The 17992-nt window shown below is 42.9% G+C and carries 16 protein-coding genes; 13 read left to right on the top strand and 3 right to left on the bottom strand.

The window, feature by feature from the left end; translation table 11 throughout:
- The first annotated feature begins 168 nt into the window (after positions 1-168).
- Positions 169-552 (top strand): GtrA family protein, encoded by a 384-nt coding sequence (locus MHB66_RS17780; RefSeq protein ID WP_012011676.1) that lies wholly within the window; start codon positions 169-171, stop codon positions 550-552.
- Between the two features lie 26 nt (positions 553-578).
- Entirely contained in the window at positions 579-836 is a 258-nt protein-coding gene (locus tag MHB66_RS17775; RefSeq protein WP_034281308.1) for a hypothetical protein, read from the top strand.
- Between the two features lie 34 nt (positions 837-870).
- On the opposite strand, the gene MHB66_RS17770 is transcribed toward MHB66_RS17775, so the two are convergent.
- Entirely contained in the window at positions 871-1716 is an 846-nt protein-coding gene (locus tag MHB66_RS17770; RefSeq protein WP_024423841.1) for an AraC family transcriptional regulator, read from the bottom strand.
- 175 nt (positions 1717-1891) lie between these two features.
- On the opposite strand from MHB66_RS17770, the gene MHB66_RS17765 reads away from it, so the two are divergent.
- The 8 genes from MHB66_RS17765 (at position 1892) to qoxD (ending at position 11172) form a co-directional block, all read left to right on the top strand.
- Positions 1892-3079, top strand: coding sequence for a galactokinase (locus tag MHB66_RS17765; RefSeq protein WP_080943475.1), 1188 nt, complete (start codon positions 1892-1894; stop codon positions 3077-3079).
- Positions 3079-4071 carry a UDP-glucose 4-epimerase GalE gene (gene galE, locus MHB66_RS17760; RefSeq protein WP_041115409.1) on the top strand — a complete coding sequence of 331 codons (993 nt, stop codon included), beginning with the start codon at positions 3079-3081 and terminating at the stop codon, positions 4069-4071. Before MHB66_RS17765 ends, galE begins: the two co-directional genes overlap by 1 nt.
- A gap of 35 nt (positions 4072-4106) precedes the next feature.
- Positions 4107-5618: a UDP-glucose--hexose-1-phosphate uridylyltransferase gene (galT, locus tag MHB66_RS17755; protein ID WP_046312830.1), complete on the top strand. Its 1512-nt coding sequence runs from the start codon at positions 4107-4109 to the stop codon at positions 5616-5618.
- Between the two features lie 12 nt (positions 5619-5630).
- Positions 5631-6713: an aminopeptidase P family N-terminal domain-containing protein gene (locus tag MHB66_RS17750; RefSeq protein ID WP_046312833.1), complete on the top strand. Its 1083-nt coding sequence runs from the start codon at positions 5631-5633 to the stop codon at positions 6711-6713.
- Positions 6714-7230: 517 nt separating this feature from the next.
- Positions 7231-8187, top strand: coding sequence for a cytochrome aa3 quinol oxidase subunit II (gene qoxA, locus MHB66_RS17745; protein WP_111927023.1), 957 nt, complete (start codon positions 7231-7233; stop codon positions 8185-8187).
- A 27-nt stretch (positions 8188-8214) separates the two neighbouring features.
- On the top strand, positions 8215-10173 hold the full coding sequence (gene qoxB, locus MHB66_RS17740) for a cytochrome aa3 quinol oxidase subunit I (protein ID WP_024423835.1): 1959 nt from the start codon (positions 8215-8217) through the stop codon (positions 10171-10173).
- Complete coding sequence (qoxC, locus tag MHB66_RS17735) at positions 10173-10790, top strand: cytochrome aa3 quinol oxidase subunit III (RefSeq protein ID WP_041115415.1); 618 nt, start codon at positions 10173-10175, stop codon at positions 10788-10790. The genes qoxB and qoxC overlap by 1 nt, the downstream gene beginning before the upstream one ends.
- A gap of 1 nt (position 10791) precedes the next feature.
- Positions 10792-11172: a cytochrome aa3 quinol oxidase subunit IV gene (gene qoxD, locus MHB66_RS17730; RefSeq protein WP_012011667.1), complete on the top strand. Its 381-nt coding sequence runs from the start codon at positions 10792-10794 to the stop codon at positions 11170-11172.
- A gap of 77 nt (positions 11173-11249) precedes the next feature.
- On the opposite strand, the gene MHB66_RS17725 is transcribed toward qoxD, so the two are convergent.
- Positions 11250-11513: a spore morphogenesis/germination protein YwcE gene (locus MHB66_RS17725; protein WP_008345491.1), complete on the bottom strand. Its 264-nt coding sequence runs from the start codon at positions 11511-11513 to the stop codon at positions 11250-11252.
- Positions 11514-11982: 469 nt separating this feature from the next.
- Between MHB66_RS17725 and MHB66_RS17720 the strand changes: the two genes are divergently transcribed.
- The 3 genes from MHB66_RS17720 to MHB66_RS17710 all read left to right on the top strand — a co-directional run bounded on the left by MHB66_RS17720 (position 11983) and on the right by MHB66_RS17710 (position 15112).
- Positions 11983-13194 carry an FtsW/RodA/SpoVE family cell cycle protein gene (locus MHB66_RS17720; protein ID WP_034281302.1) on the top strand — a complete coding sequence of 404 codons (1212 nt, stop codon included), beginning with the start codon at positions 11983-11985 and terminating at the stop codon, positions 13192-13194.
- A gap of 110 nt (positions 13195-13304) precedes the next feature.
- Positions 13305-14054 carry an oxygen-insensitive NADPH nitroreductase gene (gene nfsA / locus MHB66_RS17715; RefSeq protein ID WP_046312838.1) on the top strand — a complete coding sequence of 250 codons (750 nt, stop codon included), beginning with the start codon at positions 13305-13307 and terminating at the stop codon, positions 14052-14054.
- Positions 14055-14110: 56 nt separating this feature from the next.
- Positions 14111-15112 (top strand): LLM class flavin-dependent oxidoreductase, encoded by a 1002-nt coding sequence (locus MHB66_RS17710; RefSeq protein ID WP_080701182.1) that lies wholly within the window; start codon positions 14111-14113, stop codon positions 15110-15112.
- Positions 15113-15432: 320 nt separating this feature from the next.
- On the opposite strand, the gene MHB66_RS17705 is transcribed toward MHB66_RS17710, so the two are convergent.
- Positions 15433-17859, bottom strand: coding sequence for a S8 family serine peptidase (locus tag MHB66_RS17705; protein WP_046312840.1), 2427 nt, complete (start codon positions 17857-17859; stop codon positions 15433-15435).
- Positions 17860-17992 lie beyond the last annotated feature (133 nt).

The following is a 17992-nucleotide window of genomic DNA, read 5'->3' as shown; positions in this document are numbered from 1 at the left end:
TTGCGTTGACATTTGCCATCGAGTAGAACAAATTTCATCTTTTCCGGACATACATATTGTTCGTTTGGGAAGTTCTTCTCAAGATGGTATTCTAAAAGAAACAGAAACCACCAAGAAGGAATGAAGAAAGACATGTATAGCCTTTTTCAAAAGTATCAAGAAGTTGTCATGTATCTTGTGATGGGTGTGTGTACAACCATTGTCAATATCGTCAGCTTCTATTTATTCGTTGAGATGTTTTCCATGGATTACAAAACAGCTACGGTTGTTTCATGGGTATTTGCTGTTCTCTTTGCTTATATCACCAATAAGAAGTATGTCTTCAAGCAAAAGGCTCGTGACACAAAAAGCCTCATGCGTGAGCTTTCTTCATTTTTTAGTGTCCGTCTCATGTCTCTAGGTGTAGATCTGGGGCTGATGATTTTATTTGTGAGCCAAATGGCGCTCAATGAAACCGTCGCAAAAATTCTCGTCAACTTTGTGATTGTGGTGGTCAATTATGTCGCCAGTAAGTGGTTCGTCTTCAAGAAAACAAAAGAAGATGCGATTTAACACATAAAAAAGATAGGTGATGTGAAATGAGCAGCAGGCCAGACGACTTATATGATGCCATATATCAACAAACAGAAAAGCAGCATGAACAAGTGCTGAGGCTAGTCAAAGAAATGACCGCACATCCAGAAGCGTTTTCGGAACAAGAAAAGGAAAAGATCAACCGAATGGACATTGCGCTTCAAACGGCAACGGACATTTTAGAAAACTTAATGACCCCTGATACGCAAATGACGATTGTTTTAAAACAAGGAAGAATTCATGTTGATCTGTCAAAATCGTAAAAGAAGCAGCCAATGATGAAGCGGCTGCTTTTTATTATGCATCGCTTGTTTCCCGCAGTTGCTTTGGAGACATGCCGATTTTCTTTCGAAAGACTTTATTCAAGTAATTCGCATTTCGGTAGCCGCACTGTATGGCGATTTCTTCAATTGAGTATTTCGTTGTTTTTAATAATGTTTCCGCCTTCTCTAACCGGATATTGGTTAAGTAGTGAATAGGTGTGAAGCCAGTGGCCTTTTTGAATTCTCTCGTAAAATGACTTTTGGATAAACGTGCCGCAGCTGCCATATCGTCTGGGCCAATTTCCTCGTGAAAATGATGGCTGGCAAACAAGGCCGCTTGGACGATGGGCTCAGGCCATTTCTCCATTTGTCCCTCAAGCTTTGGCAAATATGAATACAGTTCCATGACAAATTGATAAGCAAGGCTAGACCCCTCAAATGGATTGGTAATCCGTCTTTCACTGGCTTCATCATAAATTTTCTTCAGCAGGCGGATCGGTTTGGAATGAGGATGAAAACGCATGACCTGCTTTCCTTGATCTATAAATTGGTCAAAGCAAAGATCACAGGCTTCCCCATAAAGCGTCAAATAGAGAAATTCCCAATGCTCACTGTCCTCTGGAAAATAATATTGATAGGCACTTGGACTTTTCACAAGAAAGGCCTGCCCTGGCAAGACTTTGAACCGCTTTTGTCCGATTTCAATCATGCCGTGTCCAGACAGTGTGAGCTGAAAGATGCACTTGCCCTGATCCTTCCGCTCCACGCCATTCCAGCTGTATAACGAAGATGATTGAACCTCCCAGCCAACAGACCATATTTGTGCCGGCAATGTAACATCAGAATGGTGAAAACGAAATGCAAATGCTTCCTTCTTCAAATTGGAAAACCTCCTTCACAGCAAAAAACAACCTTTTTCTATTTTGAATCATGTTACACCTCATATCACATCGTACCATTCACAGCAAAAAAAGGGTATTTTTTAACGATTTTTTTACCATTGAACTTACGCAGTTCAGGCAACTAAAATAAGAGTATCAGATGAGAAAAGGGGAATGGATATGATCGATATGTTACGCACGGCATTTCACCAGCAATTTGGGGATAAAGAAGAAGAACTTCGCTATTTTTTTGCCCCGGGAAGAGTGAACTTGATTGGTGAACATACAGATTACAATGGAGGTCATGTATTCCCTTGTGCGCTCACTCTCGGTACATATGCAGCATGTGCAAAGCGGTCAGATGGCCGCGTGAGAATGTATTCCTTGAACTTTGATGGCGATGGTGTGAAAGAATTCGACCTTTTTGAAATCGCTTACTTAGAGTCGGATGGCTGGGCGAATTATCCGAAGGGCGTGTTCCATCAGTTTATTGAAGCAGGGATGAAGATAGAAGAAGGCTTTGACATTGTATACGGCGGCAATATTCCCAATGGCGCAGGCCTGTCTTCCTCTGCCTCCATCGAGCTTGTCACCGCCGTCTGCATCAATGAATGGCATTCATTCGGCGTTTCAAATGCCCGTCTTGCCCTCCTTTCGCAGCGTGCAGAAAATGAATTTATTGGCGTCAATTGCGGCATCATGGATCAGTTTTCAATTGCTCTTGGAAAAGAAGATCACGCCATTTTGCTCAATTGCGATACCCTTGATTTTCAATACAGTCCGTTTCGGCAAGAGGGACTGGCGCTTGTCATTGCCAATACAAACAAAAAGCGGACACTGGCAGACTCCAAATACAATGAACGCCGGTCAGAGTGTCAATCAGCTTTAAACGATTTACGAGAAGAAATCGGCCTTGCCCACTTATGTGAGCTCACGGCAGATGAATTTGCCGAACATGCCCATTTGATTCAGGATGAAACATGCCGCAAACGTGCAAGACACGTGGTGACAGAAAACGAGCGGACCATAAAAGCAGTCAAATTTCTGAAAGATGATAAAATGGAAGAAATAGGTGCGCTCATGAAGGCTTCTCATCTCTCTTTAAAGAATGATTATGAAGTGACTGGATTTGAACTAGATACACTGGCAGAAGCCGCTTGGCTCCATCCTGGAACGATAGGCTCTCGTATGACGGGCGCGGGTTTTGGCGGCTGCACGATCAATATTGTGAAAGAAAAGCAGCTGGCATCATTTATAAAAGAAACGGGATCGATTTATCAAGAGAAGACGGGCATTCAAGCCTCTTTTTACACAGCTGGAATTGGAGGCGGCGCAAGAGAACTCACGAAGGAGGAAGTGTAATGACAATTTTAGTGTGCGGGGGAGCAGGGTACATTGGCAGCCATGCGGTAGCGGCTCTTTTAGCGAAAGGTGAACAAGTGGTGGTAGTGGATAATTTGCAGACAGGGCACAAAGAAGCCGTTTTGGAGGGAGCTGTTTTAGAAGAGGGAGATTTACGAGATCAAGATTTTTTAAGACAGGTTTTCAAAACGCATCAAATAGAAGCGGTGATGCACTTTGCCGCAGATTCACTTGTCGGCGAGAGTGTAACAGACCCGCTAAAGTACTATGACAACAACGTTGGAGGAGCAATAGCCTTACTTCAGGTGATGAATGAATTTGATGTGAAACACATCGTTTTCTCTTCAACCGCTGCCACATATGGTGAACCAAAGCGAGTGCCGATCGTTGAAACGGATGAGACGAATCCAACCAATCCTTATGGAGAAACGAAACTAGCGATTGAAAAAATGCTGAAGTGGTCTGAGCAGGCATATGGAATGAAATACGTTGTGCTTCGCTACTTTAATGTAGCTGGCGCTCATACAGAAGGACTTGTCGGAGAGGATCATCAGCCTGAGACACATCTCATTCCGATTATTCTGCAAGTGGCTTTAGGAAAACGAGATCAGATCATGATTTACGGTGATGATTATGAGACAGAGGATGGCACGTGTATTAGGGATTACATTCATGTCATGGATTTAGTAGACGCGCACATCTTAGCTGTTGATCGTCTGCGTGCTGGAAAAGGAAGTGCAACATACAACTTAGGGAATGGCACTGGTTTCTCCGTGAAGCAGGTAGTAGATGCTGTTAGAAACGTTACGGGGCATGCGATCCCAGCACAGGTCGCTGACAGACGCGCGGGAGATCCAGCAAAGCTGATTGCTTCTTCTGAAAAAGCGCTGCAAGAATTAGGGTGGACACCTCAATATGCTGACCTTCACACCATCATTCAAAGTGCGTGGGATTGGTTTCAGAAGCATCCAGACGGCTACCAAAGTAAATAACGCATAACAGGCAGGCAAGAGAGGGGACAGAGAGAATGGTGGTTGATATTTTTGAAAAACTGGAACAGCTGATTCAATACGGGATCAATCAAGAGCTGATCACACGACTAGATATCGAGTATACGAGAAATCGGCTGCTTGAGGTGCTTGGGCTGGATGAAGCTGAGCCAAGAACAGTCTCAGGGGAGGCGGAGCTTGAAGACATCTTAATGCCGATGCTGGATTGGGCAGTTGAGACTGGCCTTATCCCTGAGGGAACGGATACGTATCGCGATTTACTAGATGCGAAAATCATGGGATGCTTGGTGGCGCCTCCAAGTGTCATCTACGCAAAGTTTGAAGAGAAGCGCCAGCATGAAGGGCCAGAGGCTGCTACAAGCTGGTTCTATGAAATGCAGCAGCACGCACACTATATTCATACAGGCAGAATCGCCAAAAATGTGCAGTGGTTTACACCAACAGATGATGGCGTGCTGGAGATCACAATCAATCTATCAAAGCCGGAAAAGGACCCAAAAGCAATCGCTGAAGCCAAAAAGCTTAGTCAAAAACAATATCCTCTTTGTCTCCTTTGTAAAGAAAACGTTGGGTTTGGGGGGCGCATCAACCATCCAGCGAGACAGAATCACCGGATCATTCCTGTGACACTCACAGATGAATCTTGGTTTCTACAATTTTCACCTTATGTGTATTACAACGAGCACTGCATTGTGTTCAAAGGCGAACATGAGCCGATGAGCATCACCAAAAAGACCTTTGAACGATTGCTTTCTTTCATATATATATACCCGCACTATTTCATCGGATCGAACGCCGACCTTCCGATTGTCGGGGGCAGTATATTAAGTCATGACCATTTTCAGGGCGGTGCGCATGAATTTCCGATGGCGAAAGCGGAGGTGGAAGAGGTCTTTTCTCTGAATGCCTTTCCGAATGTGAGGGCTGGCATTGTGAAATGGCCGATGTCTGTCATCCGCCTTCGAAGCAGCGACCGGCAGAAGCTTGCAGACGCAGCAGACTTTATCTTAAACGAGTGGAAAATGTATTCAGATGAAGAAGTGGAGCTGCTAGCTCATACAGGAGAGACGCCGCATAATACCATTACACCAATTGCACGCCGCCATGGAGATGACTATGAATTAGATCTAGTGCTGCGCAATAATCGTACAAACAAGCGGCACCCGGATGGAATTTTCCACCCGCACGAAGAAGTCCATCATATTAAAAAAGAGAATATCGGATTAATTGAAGTGATGGGTCTTGCAGTTCTTCCTGGTAGATTAGCAGAGGAATTAAGTCAATTAAAAGAAGCGCTGTTATCCAAAAACCCCCTTGAAGAAATCAAAGCCCGCCCTGCTATCACGAAACACGAAACATGGGCAAAGCGTCTGCTTGAAGAGAATACCTTTACAGAGGACAATACAGAAGCTATTTTACAAAAAGAAGTCGGTATGATTTTTTCTCGTATTCTCTCACAGGCGGGTGTGTTTAAAAGAACCGAGCAAGGGAAAACAGCTTTTAAACGTTTCATTCATACACTCATATAGGCAGGTGATTAGATGATTGAACAAGTAAGAACATTAATGGAAGAAAAACAGCTCGACGGTGTCTTGATTCAAAAGCGTAATAACTTCTCCTGGCTGACAGGAGGGAGAAGAAATCACATCGTGTTAAATACACCAGAGGGCGTGTGCAAGCTGCTTGTGTTAAAAGACGACATCGTCCTCATAGTGAATCAAATGGAAGAAAAGCGGATCATTGAAGAAGAGATGGCGTATATCGATCACCCCTTTCAAGTGGTGACGATGGATTGGTTTGAGGATGATACGGCACACATTCAAACACTCACAAAAGACAAACGGATCGGGTCAGACATTCAAATGGATGGATTCGAATGGATCGAGCCGGATTTGTCGCAAGTTCGATCCATTCTTTCTGCATCACAGCTCCGCCAATATGAAACGCTTTGTCATGAAACAGCGGTCATTGTAGAGAGTGTTTGTAAAGAAATCGTTCCAGGACAGACGGAGCACGAAATCGCTTCGCTTGCGGCTCAAAAAGCGATCGCGCAGGGCATGACGATTGAAGTGCTGCTTGTAGCAACAGATGACCGGATTCATCAATACCGTCATCCAATTCCGACAGACAAAAAAATTCAAAAGCATGCGCTTGTTGTTCTTTGCGCTGAACGGCATGGACTCGTGGCGAATGTCACAAGGTCTGTTTACTTCGGTCAGCTTCCAAAGGAGCTTGAAGAGAACAAAGAGCGGCTTGCAAGAATTGACACGGTCATGAATGCTGCCACGCGCCCTGGTAAGACATTGGGAGATGTATTGAAAGCAGGTATTGCTCAGTATGAAAAAGAGGGCTTCCCTGATAGCTGGAAAAAGCTTCATCAAGGGGGAAAAACGGGCTTTGTATCTAGAGAAATCATTGCAGTTCCCTCATCGAAGGAAGAAATTCAGCTGCATCAAGTCTTTACTTGGAATCCTTCATTGCCTGGATTGAAATCAGAGGATACGATGGTCGTAGAGAAAGAGGGGAACCGCTTTTTAACCTATACAGGCAAGTGGACATACATTGATGTTGAACATGAAGGAGACATCTATAGGCGCCCTGACATTTTAGTAAGAGATGAATAATTGCAGAATGCCGGCGCTGAGCCGGTTTTTTGCTGGAAGTCATTTAGCGGGATTCCACATATTCATCATAATTGCCAATTCTTAACGCGCATAGTCAGAGGATCGATACTTTCTTTTCTTGTTAACTTGCGTTAAAATAAGTAAGGTTTTTGTTAAATGTGGGGATACCTATTTTGAAATTGTTTACCTAGATAAAATTTCATTAAGTTAAATTGAAATTTGACCAAACTTTTTTATTGTGGTAAACCTAAATTTGACAAAGTTCTTGATTGTTTGTCCTTTGCCTTCAACTCTCAACTTTTCAAAATCCTAGAAATTTATTGTGTGTGCAATAATATAAATTTATGTCGAATTTATGACATTTTAAAAGAAATCTGTTGAAAAATAAATGAACTTTTGAAAAAAGGGAAGCTAACTCTAACAGATTTTGATAGCATTACAAAGGGAAGAAAAGTTTTCGAAGGCAGATGGCTTTTCACAATTATTCAGCAATTTATACATTATTTAAGGAAGGATGGTGATCTTCTTGTTCAGAGCCATTAAACCTATGCTTTTATTAGCGATGCTCGTGAGTGTTTTTGTATTAGGAGGTTGCAGCAATATCGCTGTTTTAGATCCTAAAGGACCAGTCGCAGCACAACAAAAAGACTTAATCCTTTTATCTATCGGATTCATGCTCTTTATCGTTGGTGCGGTATTTGTAATGTTTACCATCATTTTGGTTAAATACCGTGAGCGTAAGGACGTTGGAAACGCCTCTTATAACCCAGAAATACACGGGAATACGCTTCTAGAAGTTGTCTGGACAGTGATCCCAATATTAATCGTTGCTGCTCTTTCGATTCCAACTGTAAAAACAATTTACTCTTTGGAAGAGGCACCTCAAGCAACAAGCCATAAAGATCCACTTGTCGTTTATGCGACAGCTGTTGATTGGAAATGGATCTTTAGCTATCCAGAGGAAAATATTGAGACAGTGAACTACTTAAACATTCCAAAAGATCAGCCGGTTTTATTCAAAATCACTTCCGCTGATACAATGGCATCACTATGGATTCCTCAGCTAGGCGGGGAGAAGTATGCGATGGCTGGAATGGAAATGGAACAATATCTTCAAGCTGATGAAGTAGGCACATATCAAGGAAGAAACGCCAACTTCACAGGCGAGGGCTTTGCTCAGCAAAAATTCAAAGTCAATGCGATGACGCAGTCTGACTATGATAAATGGGTAAACAAAACGAAGAAAGAAGCACCAAAGTTAACGAAGAAAACGTATGACTACTTGATGCTTCCTGATGCTGCAGATGTGCAGACATTCTCATCAACACATTTATCCTTTGCAAAGCATGGAGAGGATTCTGAATATGCACTCCAAGCACGCAAACGTTTAGGTTATCAAGCAGTTTCTCCGCATTCCAAGACAGATCCTTTCGAGAATGTGAAGAACTATAAAAGAAAACTAGATAATGAATAAACTGACTAAGGAAAGGAGGAGGCCGTTATGCATTTAAAATGGGATGAGTTTTTTGTAACTGGAGACCCATTAATTCTTGGTGCGCAAATTTCTATCGCTCTTACCTCCATTGCCATCGTGTTTGTTTTAACCTACTTTAAAAAGTGGAAATGGCTCTGGAAAGAATGGCTGACATCAGTTGATCATAAAAAGCTTGGAATCATGTATATCCTTGCTGCTGTGATTATGTTCTTCCGCGGTGGGGTAGACGGACTGATGATGCGCGCGCAGCTGGCGCTTCCTAATAATACGTTTTTAGATTCAAACCACTATAATGAAATCTTTACAACGCATGGTACGATCATGATTCTATTCATGGCGATGCCATTTTTAATTGGTTTAATCAACGTCGTTGTTCCTCTTCAAATTGGTGCACGTGACGTTGCATTCCCTTATCTGAACAACCTTAGCTTCTGGACATTTATGGTCGGAGCAATGCTGTTCAACATTTCCTTCGTTATTGGAGGATCACCAAGTGCAGGCTGGACGAGTTACATGCCGCTCGCCGGAAATGATTTCTCACCAGGACCTGGACAGAACTACTACTTGCTCGGGCTCCAAATTGCAGGTATTGGTACACTTATGACAGGTATTAACTTCATGGTGACCATCTTAAAAATGCGTACAAAAGGTATGACACTTATGCGTATGCCAATGTTTACATGGACAACATTGATTACGTCTGTCATCATCGTGTTTGCATTCCCTGTACTAACAGTTGCTTTAGCACTTATGACATTTGATCGTTTATTCGGTTCTGCATTCTTTACACTCGAAGCAGGCGGTATGCCGATGCTTTGGGCGAACCTTTTCTGGATTTGGGGACATCCTGAGGTATATATTGTTATCCTGCCGGCTTTCGGTATTTTCTCAGAAATTTTTGCGACGTTCTCAAGAAAGCAGTTGTTTGGTTACAAAGCGATGGTTGTATCAATTGTGGCAATCTCTGTTCTTAGTTTCCTTGTGTGGGTTCACCACTTCTTTACAATGGGGAACAGTGCAGCGGTTAACTCATTCTTCTCGATTACAACAATGGCGATTTCTGTACCAACAGGTGTGAAAATCTTTAACTGGCTCTTTACGATGTATCGAGGCCGTATCAGCTTTACATCACCAATGCTTTGGGCACTTGGTTTCATCCCGAACTTCGTAATCGGTGGTGTAACTGGGGTTATGCTTGCGATGGCAGCTGCGGATTACCAGTACCATAACACGTACTTCCTTGTATCCCACTTCCACTATGTATTAATCGCAGGTACTGTATTTGCTTGTTTTGCTGGTCTTGTTTTCTGGTATCCAAAAATGTTTGGTTACAAGTTAAACGAAAGAATCGGCAAATGGTTCTTCTGGGTATTCATGATCGGATTTAACATCTGTTTCTTCCCGCAGTACTTCCTAGGACTGCAAGGAATGCCAAGACGTATCTATACGTATGGACCAGAAGATGGCTGGACTGCACTAAACTTTATTTCAACAATTGGTGCATTTATGATGGGTATCGGATTCATCATCCTTTGCTACAACATTTACTACAGCTGGAGACATTCAAAACGTGAAGTGTCTGGAGACAGCTGGGGAGAAGGACGTACACTTGACTGGGCGACATCTTCTGCAATTCCGCCGCATTATAACTTTGCAGCACTTCCAGAAGTGACAACACCAGATGCATTCCATCATTGGAAGCAAAACAATGTGGACGTTCATCCTGAAAAAGAATTCAAGAAAATTCACATGCCGCACAATTCAGGCAGACCGCTGATCATGTCTGCATTCTTTGGACTTGGTGCATTCGGTCTTGTATTTGAATGGTACTGGATTGGCGTTATTGGCTTAATCGGTGTATTCGCAACGATGATTTTACGTTCATTTGAATATGACGATGGCTACTATATTCCTGTTGAAGAAGTCATTGAAACAGAGAAAAAGAATAAGGAGGCGCAGAAGTAATGGGACATAATGATAGCAGCTATGCAAATGCACCGCTTGAATATCGCTCTGAAACCGGACGTTTAAACATACTTGGTTTCTGGATATTCCTTGGCGCGGAAATCGTGTTATTCTCAACACTTTTTGCGACCTACTTTGTTCTACATGGCAGAACAGCTGGCGGCGTTTTACCAGCTGAGCTGTTTGATATGAAGCTTGTATTGATCATGACATTCCTGCTATTGGTTAGTTCATTTACATGTGGGATTGCCGTTCATGAAATGCGCCGTGGAAGTACAAAAGGGGTTGTCATCTGGACGATTCTCACACTGCTTCTAGGTGCAGGCTTCGTTGGATTTGAGCTTTTCGAGTTCTTCCATTATGTACATGAAGGTGCGAGCATCCATACAAGTGCGTATTGGTCTGCATTCTTTGTACTTTTAGGAACTCACGGATTACACGTATCGATCGGTATCTTCTGGATTACCGGGATCTTGTTCCAAATTAAAAAGCGTGGATTAACTCCACAAACAGCAGCGAAGATTTTCATCTCAAGTCTATACTGGCATTTCCTTGATGTTGTATGGATTTTCATCTTCACAGCTGTTTACTTGATCGGATTAGGGGGGCTTTTGTGATATGGCTGGAAAAACACATTCCTCAGCAGAGCACGAACACTTCCCTTGGAAACACGTAGTTGGCTTTATCCTATCCATTGTGCTGACAGTCTTAGCATTCTGGATTGCGATTGGAGCTGAAATTGGCAGTTCCGCAAAACTATGGATTATCTTTGGTTTTGCGTTCATTCAAGCATTCTTGCAGCTGTTCATGTTTATGCACATGACAGAGAGTGAAAACGGAACTGTTCAAGTCGGAAATACTTTGTTTGGTCTGTTCTGTGCGATTATCTTCGTCATCGGATCTGTTTGGATCTTTGCGGCTCACTACAGCCACGGAGAGAACAGTAAAGACGGTTATTCACCGTCTGCGCCAAAGCAGTCTGAGCATTCAGAGAAATAATAAAAAAACCACTCATCTCTTGAAGGTGAGTGGTTTTTATCATGATGGTGATAACGCTTCCAATAGTTGGGCGATATCTATCTGCTGCTGAATCTTTTGCGAATGAATGGAAGTCCGTAGATGAGGAACGCTGCAATGTGAGCCAAAATCACGTTAATGGCAAAGAATGCGATCATGAAGGTATGTCCTGCTGGAGATAAACTGCTTGTCATGTAAAGACCAAAGAAAATCCACATAATCATAATGGGTGGAATAGATGCTAATGCAATCTTTCTGTTTTCCAGCCATAAAAACAGGGGTGTAGCCGTTGCTATACATAGGTACGCAAAGAACATATCCATCGTATCCAACTCCTTTGTAAGTTGATGTTCAAATCAAATGAGAGGTCAGGATGCAATTGTGTCTGTTTTTAGGAGATATTGTGAACATTTTGTTACAAGTATTATACCACAATTGACTTTGAAGTAAACGTAATAATTGGAAAATGGGCCTTATTCCATACAAAATGGTTTTATTCCTCAGTGCAGCTTATCTCATCTGATGTTTACTTGTCATATCGCCACATAGGTCATTGAATTTTCCCCTTAAAATCTGTAAAATAAACTTTTTAAAGGACTTGAGATCGATTGAATGAAAAGTGTATAGAGGGATTTTTTCCTATTGTTAGGATGAAAAGTATTTCATTTTTTGAAAATTGAATGGAACCTTTCGGATGTATCTTCCGTCATATTTAGGGTGAGTTGATTTTGTGAAAATTTCAATCTAATATAAATAAGGGCTTTTATGTTTTGTAATAAGGGTGGTTAGTTCATGAACAAGCAGAATACATCTCCTTACTATCAAGGAGATTTGATTTTTATATTTTTAGCCTTCTTTGCCATCAGTGTCATTGCGATTTATGCTGCGGGTCAATTTGGGCAGTACGGATCTAATGCATGGACCAGACAGATTATTTACTACATGGTCGGAGTTATATGTATTGTTGCCATAAATTACTTTGATTTGGAGCAATTAGAGAAGCTAAGTCTCTATATTTTTATAGGCGGCATCCTGCTGTTACTTTTTCTGAAGGTTGCTCCTGCACAAATCGGAGGTCATGATTTTGCTCCAATCAAAAATGGTGCAAAAAGCTGGTTTGTGTTACCTGGAATAGGGACATTTCAGCCTTCAGAGTTCATGAAAATTGGTTTGATTATGATGCTTGCATCTGTCATTGGAAAGTCTACACCTAGAGGAAAGCGGACATTAGAGGATGATATTTTCCTTCTATTAAAAATTGCCGGGGTGGCAGCTGTACCAGTTGGACTGATCTTCTTGCAGGATGCAGGGACTGCGGCTGTTTGTATGTTTATTGTTGTGGTGATGGTGTTTTTATCAGGGATCAATTGGAAACTGATCTCTCTCATCGGTTCAGTGGTTGTGCTTTTAGTTGCTTCTGTTTTAGCTGTGATTATCTTATTCCCTGATTTTGCGAAAACAATAGGCATCCAGCAGTACCAGATCAACCGGATTACCGCTTGGCTGCCTGATAGCTCTACGTCAGCCAACCAAGCACAGACGCAGGATGCATCTGGATCTGATAAATATCAAGTAGAGCAGGCGATTATGGCCATTGGTGCAGGGCAGATTTTTGGGAATGGCATTAAAAACTTGAAGGTTTACGTTCCTGAAGCACAAACGGATATGATTTTCTCCATTATAGGTGAAGCCTTTGGCTTTATTGGCTGTGCGTTTGTTGTGATCATGTTCTTCTTCTTGATTTACCGGCTTGTTGTACTGATTGACCGTATCCATCCTTATAGCCGATTTGCGTCATTCTTCTGCGTAGGATATACAGCATTGATTGTAATCCATACGTTCCAGAACATTGGCATGAACATAGGCGTGATGCCGGTAACAGGGATTCCACTCTTATTTATCAGCTTTGGAGGAAGCTCTGTTTTGTCCGTTCTCATTGGATTCGGGATCGCCTATAACGCAAGCGTTCAATTAACGAAATATCAAAGTTATTTATTTAAATAAAACGGGTAAGGGCAGTCTAAGTATAGGCTGTCTTTTTTTATGCGAGTTTTCATTTTTGAAAAGCCCTATGTCTTTGCCTTATGATAGAAGAAGTGAAGGAGGTCTTCGAATTGAACAAAACGATAGAAACCATATTAAATCATCGATCCATCCGTTCGTTTACAGACGAGCGTTTGACAGAAGAAGAGGTGCTGACACTGATTAAAAGTGCACAGGCTGCTTCGACATCAAGCTATGTACAGGCGTATAGTATTATTGGGGTGACAGATCAGGAGAAGAAGGCCAAGCTTGCTGAACTGGCTGGGAATCAGCCTTACGTTGAGAAGAATGGGCATTTCTTTGTCTTCTGTGCAGACTTGAAACGCCATGATCATATTGCAAAAAGAGCAGGGAAGAATCATCAGGAGGCGTTTGAGAACACGGAAGCCTTTCTCATTAGCGTCATTGATGCGGCATTGGCTGCACAAAATGTCAGTGTTGCTGCAGAATCAATGGGACTTGGGATCTGCTATATTGGCGGACTGCGTAATCAGCTGAGAGAAGTCTCTGAAGTGCTTGAAACGCCATCTTATGTGCTGCCGTTATTCGGTCTGGCTGTTGGCCATCCAGCTAATCAGTCGTCACAAAAGGAACGGCTGCCTGTTGAACTCATCTATCATGAAAATTCATATCAGCAAGATGAAGCGCATGTGGATCGTTATTTAAAAGAATACGATGATCGTATTTCCGCATATTATGAAGCACGAACTAACGGTGAGAGAAAAGATACTTGGTCTGAGCAGATGCTTAGAGGCTTTAGTCAGCCAAAGCGTGCCTTCCTTGGAGAATTTGTGAAAGAGAAGGGCTTTAATCGAAAATAAATAAGAAATCCCCCTTTCCATTAAGAGAGGGGGATTTCTGTAAGAGGTGCAGCATAATGAAATTAAGTATACTGGATCAATCTCCTTTGATTGGAGACGCAACACCTGCTGAAGCACTGAAGCAGACGGTTGAACTGGCGAAGCAGGCGGAAAAGTGGGGCTATCACCGTTTTTGGGTATCAGAGCATCATTTTTCAAACCGGCTTGCAGGATCGAGTCCAGAGGTGCTCCTCGGGCATTTATCAGCTGTTACGTCGCATATACGCATTGGCTCTGGCGGCGTCATGCTCCCCCACTACAGTGCCTATAAAGTAGCAGAGAACTTCAGGGTTCTCGAAGCGCTGGCTCCCGGCAGAATCGATCTTGGAATTGGACGTGCTCCTGGTGGTATGCCCATTTCCTCCATTGCCCTTCATCATGGTGAGCGAAAGCGTCTAGGCGACCAATATCCTGAGCAGGTAGAGGAATTGAAGGTGTATTTACATGATCTAGCGGATGAATTTTACCCGCTGCCTCATTTGACCGCTTCTCCGAAGGTAGAGACCGCGCCAGAAGTATGGATGCTCGGTTCCTCTGGCGGGAGTGCAAGGCTTGCGGCGAAAGCAGGGGCAGGCTACACGTTTGCTCTTTTTATTAATGGTGAAGGCGGAGAAGATTCTGTGGAGCAATATATCAACCGATTTGAACCTTCAGTATTCGGTGAAAAGCCGCGTGTCAGTCTGGCAGTCTTTGTTTTATGTGCCGAAACAGAGGAGCAGGCAGAAAAACTGGCTGTCAGCTTAGATTTATCTTTACTTGCCAATGAACAAGGGCTGAATCTTGAAGGCTTTCCTTCATATGAAGAGGCACAGTCGTATTCCTACAGTCCATATGAACAAAAACGAGTGGCTGCTAATCGTCAAAGGATGGTCGTTGGAACGCCAGCATCTGTGAAAGAGCAGCTGACCGCACTCGCGAAGGCTTATCGGACAGATGAATTGATCGCTGTGACCATCACACATCACATGCAAGACCGGCTCACATCGTATCGTTTATTAAAAGAAGCCTTTGATGCATAACGTATGTATATTTATCGCCTGCGGAGCCAGTACAAGGGGAAAAGGAACATCATGGTGAGGAAGAAGGCGGCTGACACGAGCAGGCTGAGCGGGTAGATACAGGAAGTATAAACAGACAGCTCGCATGCTTGATGAAAAGGACGAGGCTGCTTCGTATGTAAAAAGGTTAGAAAATAAACCAAGGTGATCGTCAGGAAAAAAGCAGTAAAAAAAGAAACGATCCATAGCAATATCAACATCAGTCTCTCTTTCCTCCATATATGATCGAAAAGCCTTGATGAGCTTATCCACTCATACAAGGCTTTTCTTGTGATTCACATTTATTCAGGGTAAATTTCGAAAGCTTCCTTCGTTTGTACGGTATCTGATTTTCCTTTCAAGCTTGCATACGCAAGCATTGTATACTCACCAGCTTCAAGCTTCTGGCCTTGATTGATTGTGCCATTCCACTTTACGCGGTATTCTCCTTTATCAACATGTTGATAAACACCAGCTTCACCTAAATACTCTCCATCGGTCGAGTAGACAAGGAATGCAAGGTTCTCAGCACCGCCAGGCAGGTAGCTGCTAATGACATAGCTTCCAGCACGATTGTCCGGCTCTACGGAAACAGAAGTGACGCGCGGATAATCAGGCTCTTTCACAATCAATAGGGTAGGGATTTCTGTGATCTTTCTGCCATTTTCGCGAAGGGTTATGCTGCCTTGGTACGTCCCTTTTTTGGTTTTTCCGTAATTCACCTGTACTGCGGAAGTAAAGGATCCAGTGGAATTCCCTTTGACGGTGATTTTTTTCGTTCCGTTTGTACTAATGCCGCTGCCATTGAATTTGTAATCAATGGTATACGTTTTCGGTGCTTTTGAAAGGTTTTCTACCTTAAATTTTTTCGTTTTGATTTGAACGCCTTTTTCCTTTAAGAAAGTGCCGTAAGAATAGCTCGCATCAGAAACGATAGAAGACGCCTGAAGTGATTCCATGATTCGAACGCTGCCTGTTCCTTGTGTGTTATGAGGGAATGGGCTGCCATTTGCGTCAAACAGTTTTTCTGCTGTATTCATCAGCAATGCTTTGATTTGTTCAGTTGAGTACGATGGTTTTGCTTGTTTGATGATCGCTGCAACTCCTGCCACATGTGGAGATGCCATACTTGTTCCTTGCTTAGAGCCATATCCGTAAGGCTGAGAAGGATCATGCGTTGGGATCGTACTCACAATGCTGACGCCAGGTGCTGATAGATCAGGCTTAATCATCCACGTATCCACAACCGGTCCGCGGGATGAGAAGTCAGCGACTTGCTCACTAAGTTCCTTGACAAATTGAATGGAGAAAGCCGTTGTATCGTTTCCAGCCTCAATGGCTTTGATAAGCGCTGTTCCTTCAGCTTTTGACAGCTTAATTGTAGGAAGTGCGAGTCCTGGTACGTCGACTGGGATTTCTCCATCGGTATTGTTATACATCACAACGCCGATTGCACCAGCGGCTTTTGCATTGTCGACTTTATCCACAAAAGCAATGGCACCCCGTTCAATCACAGCCACCTTTCCTTTAACATCGATGTCTTCAAACGCCTTTTCGTCACCGATTCCTGCTTGGACGAGTGTGACTTGTTTTTGGTCAAGCGCTTTTAAATCACTCTCTTGGTAGTAGCCCATGACTTTTGCAGTAGAATAGTTCGGGAATTTCACATTGTAAAGACTGTACGGAAGCTGAGTTGCTCCGACAGAAATGGCCTCTCTTGACGTGCCGGGAGAACCGACTGTCCAGCTGTTCGGACCGCTGTTTCCATTCGAAGTCACAGCGACAACGCCTTCAGACATGGCCCAATCAAGTGCAATGCTCGTTGCATAATCAGGGTTATTGACACTGTTTCCAAGAGAGAGGTTCATGACATCTGCTCCGTCAGTAACAGCCCGGTCGATGCCTGCAAGAACGTTCTCAGTTGTTCCAGATCCACCTGGTCCAAGTACACGGTATGCAAGAAGCGTGGCATCCTTTGCGACCCCTTTAATTTGTCCATTTGCCGCAATCGTTCCTGCAACGTGTGTGCCGTGATCTGTGGATTCGCCTCTAGGATCTCCTTTAGGTGTCTCTTGCGGAGAATAATCATTATCAACAAAATCATAGCCTTTGTATAAACCGAAGTTTCCTTTTAAATCAGGGTGGGTATAGTCTACTCCAGTATCAATGACTGCGACTTTGACCCCTTTTCCAGAATAGCCGGCATCCCATGCTTTTGGTGCACCGATAAATGGAGCGCTTTTATCCATAAGCGGGGAGACATCTTCGTTTGGAAGCTGGATGCTTTCTTTTTTCACTTCATCGGTTTTATATGTAACATCCGGATAAACGGCTTTTACTCCATCCACTGCGAGCAGCTTCGGGATTTCGTTTGCAGGAAGTTTCATAGAGAAACCAGAGAAAACTTTTTCATATTCTTGACGAACACTCGCTTTATCTACCTCTTTGAGTGCTGCGTTCTTTACTTTTGTTCGAGATTTTTTGAGGGAGGCCTTTGTTTGTGATTCGCCTTCTTGCTTGGCTTCAACTAAGGATTTTTCCTTTAATTCAACAATGACAGTGGTTTGTTTTTTCGAGTTGACATTGATTTCACCGAAGATTTCTGCTTTTTCTAGTTCCATCTTTTTGTTAGATGGAGCAGCAGCAGCCTGTTGACCGGTAAAGAATGTGGATAAAATAAAAATAGTGGAGAACAATAGAACAGAAGAACGAGATATTACCTTTTTCATTTATTTTCCCCTTTCTAGCTGTGTTTTTAGGGAGATAGCCTTTCTTTTTGTGGATAAATAGGAAAGATTCACTGCCCGTTATTAAGTATTCAATACGTTGAAAACAATTCCTTTACTAAAATGGTCTTATTTT

Source organism: Bacillus sp. FSL L8-0167, from assembly GCF_038630295.1.
Classification (GTDB): domain Bacteria; phylum Bacillota; class Bacilli; order Bacillales; family Bacillaceae; genus Bacillus; species Bacillus safensis.
The sequence above is the reverse complement of the archived record's forward strand: the minus strand, read 5'-3'. Positions and strand labels throughout refer to the sequence as shown.

Excerpts from the sequence above, each read along its gene's own strand:
- MHB66_RS17780 (WP_012011676.1), top strand. The coding sequence starts at position 169 with ATGTATCTTGTGATGGGTGTGTGTACAACCATTGTCAATATCGTCAGC.
- MHB66_RS17775 (WP_034281308.1), top strand. The coding sequence starts at position 579 with ATGAGCAGCAGGCCAGACGACTTATATGATGCCATATATCAACAAACA.
- MHB66_RS17765 (WP_080943475.1), top strand. The coding sequence starts at position 1,892 with ATGGATATGATCGATATGTTACGCACGGCATTTCACCAGCAATTTGGG.
- galE (WP_041115409.1), top strand. The coding sequence starts at position 3,079 with ATGACAATTTTAGTGTGCGGGGGAGCAGGGTACATTGGCAGCCATGCG.
- galT (WP_046312830.1), top strand. The coding sequence starts at position 4,107 with ATGGTGGTTGATATTTTTGAAAAACTGGAACAGCTGATTCAATACGGG.
- MHB66_RS17750 (WP_046312833.1), top strand. The coding sequence starts at position 5,631 with ATGATTGAACAAGTAAGAACATTAATGGAAGAAAAACAGCTCGACGGT.
- qoxB (WP_024423835.1), top strand. The coding sequence starts at position 8,215 with ATGCATTTAAAATGGGATGAGTTTTTTGTAACTGGAGACCCATTAATT.
- qoxC (WP_041115415.1), top strand. The coding sequence starts at position 10,173 with ATGGGACATAATGATAGCAGCTATGCAAATGCACCGCTTGAATATCGC.
- qoxD (WP_012011667.1), top strand. The coding sequence starts at position 10,792 with ATGGCTGGAAAAACACATTCCTCAGCAGAGCACGAACACTTCCCTTGG.
- MHB66_RS17725 (WP_008345491.1), bottom strand. The coding sequence starts at position 11,513 with ATGGATATGTTCTTTGCGTACCTATGTATAGCAACGGCTACACCCCTG.
- MHB66_RS17720 (WP_034281302.1), top strand. The coding sequence starts at position 11,983 with ATGAACAAGCAGAATACATCTCCTTACTATCAAGGAGATTTGATTTTT.
- MHB66_RS17710 (WP_080701182.1), top strand. The coding sequence starts at position 14,111 with ATGAAATTAAGTATACTGGATCAATCTCCTTTGATTGGAGACGCAACA.
- MHB66_RS17705 (WP_046312840.1), bottom strand. The coding sequence starts at position 17,859 with ATGAAAAAGGTAATATCTCGTTCTTCTGTTCTATTGTTCTCCACTATT.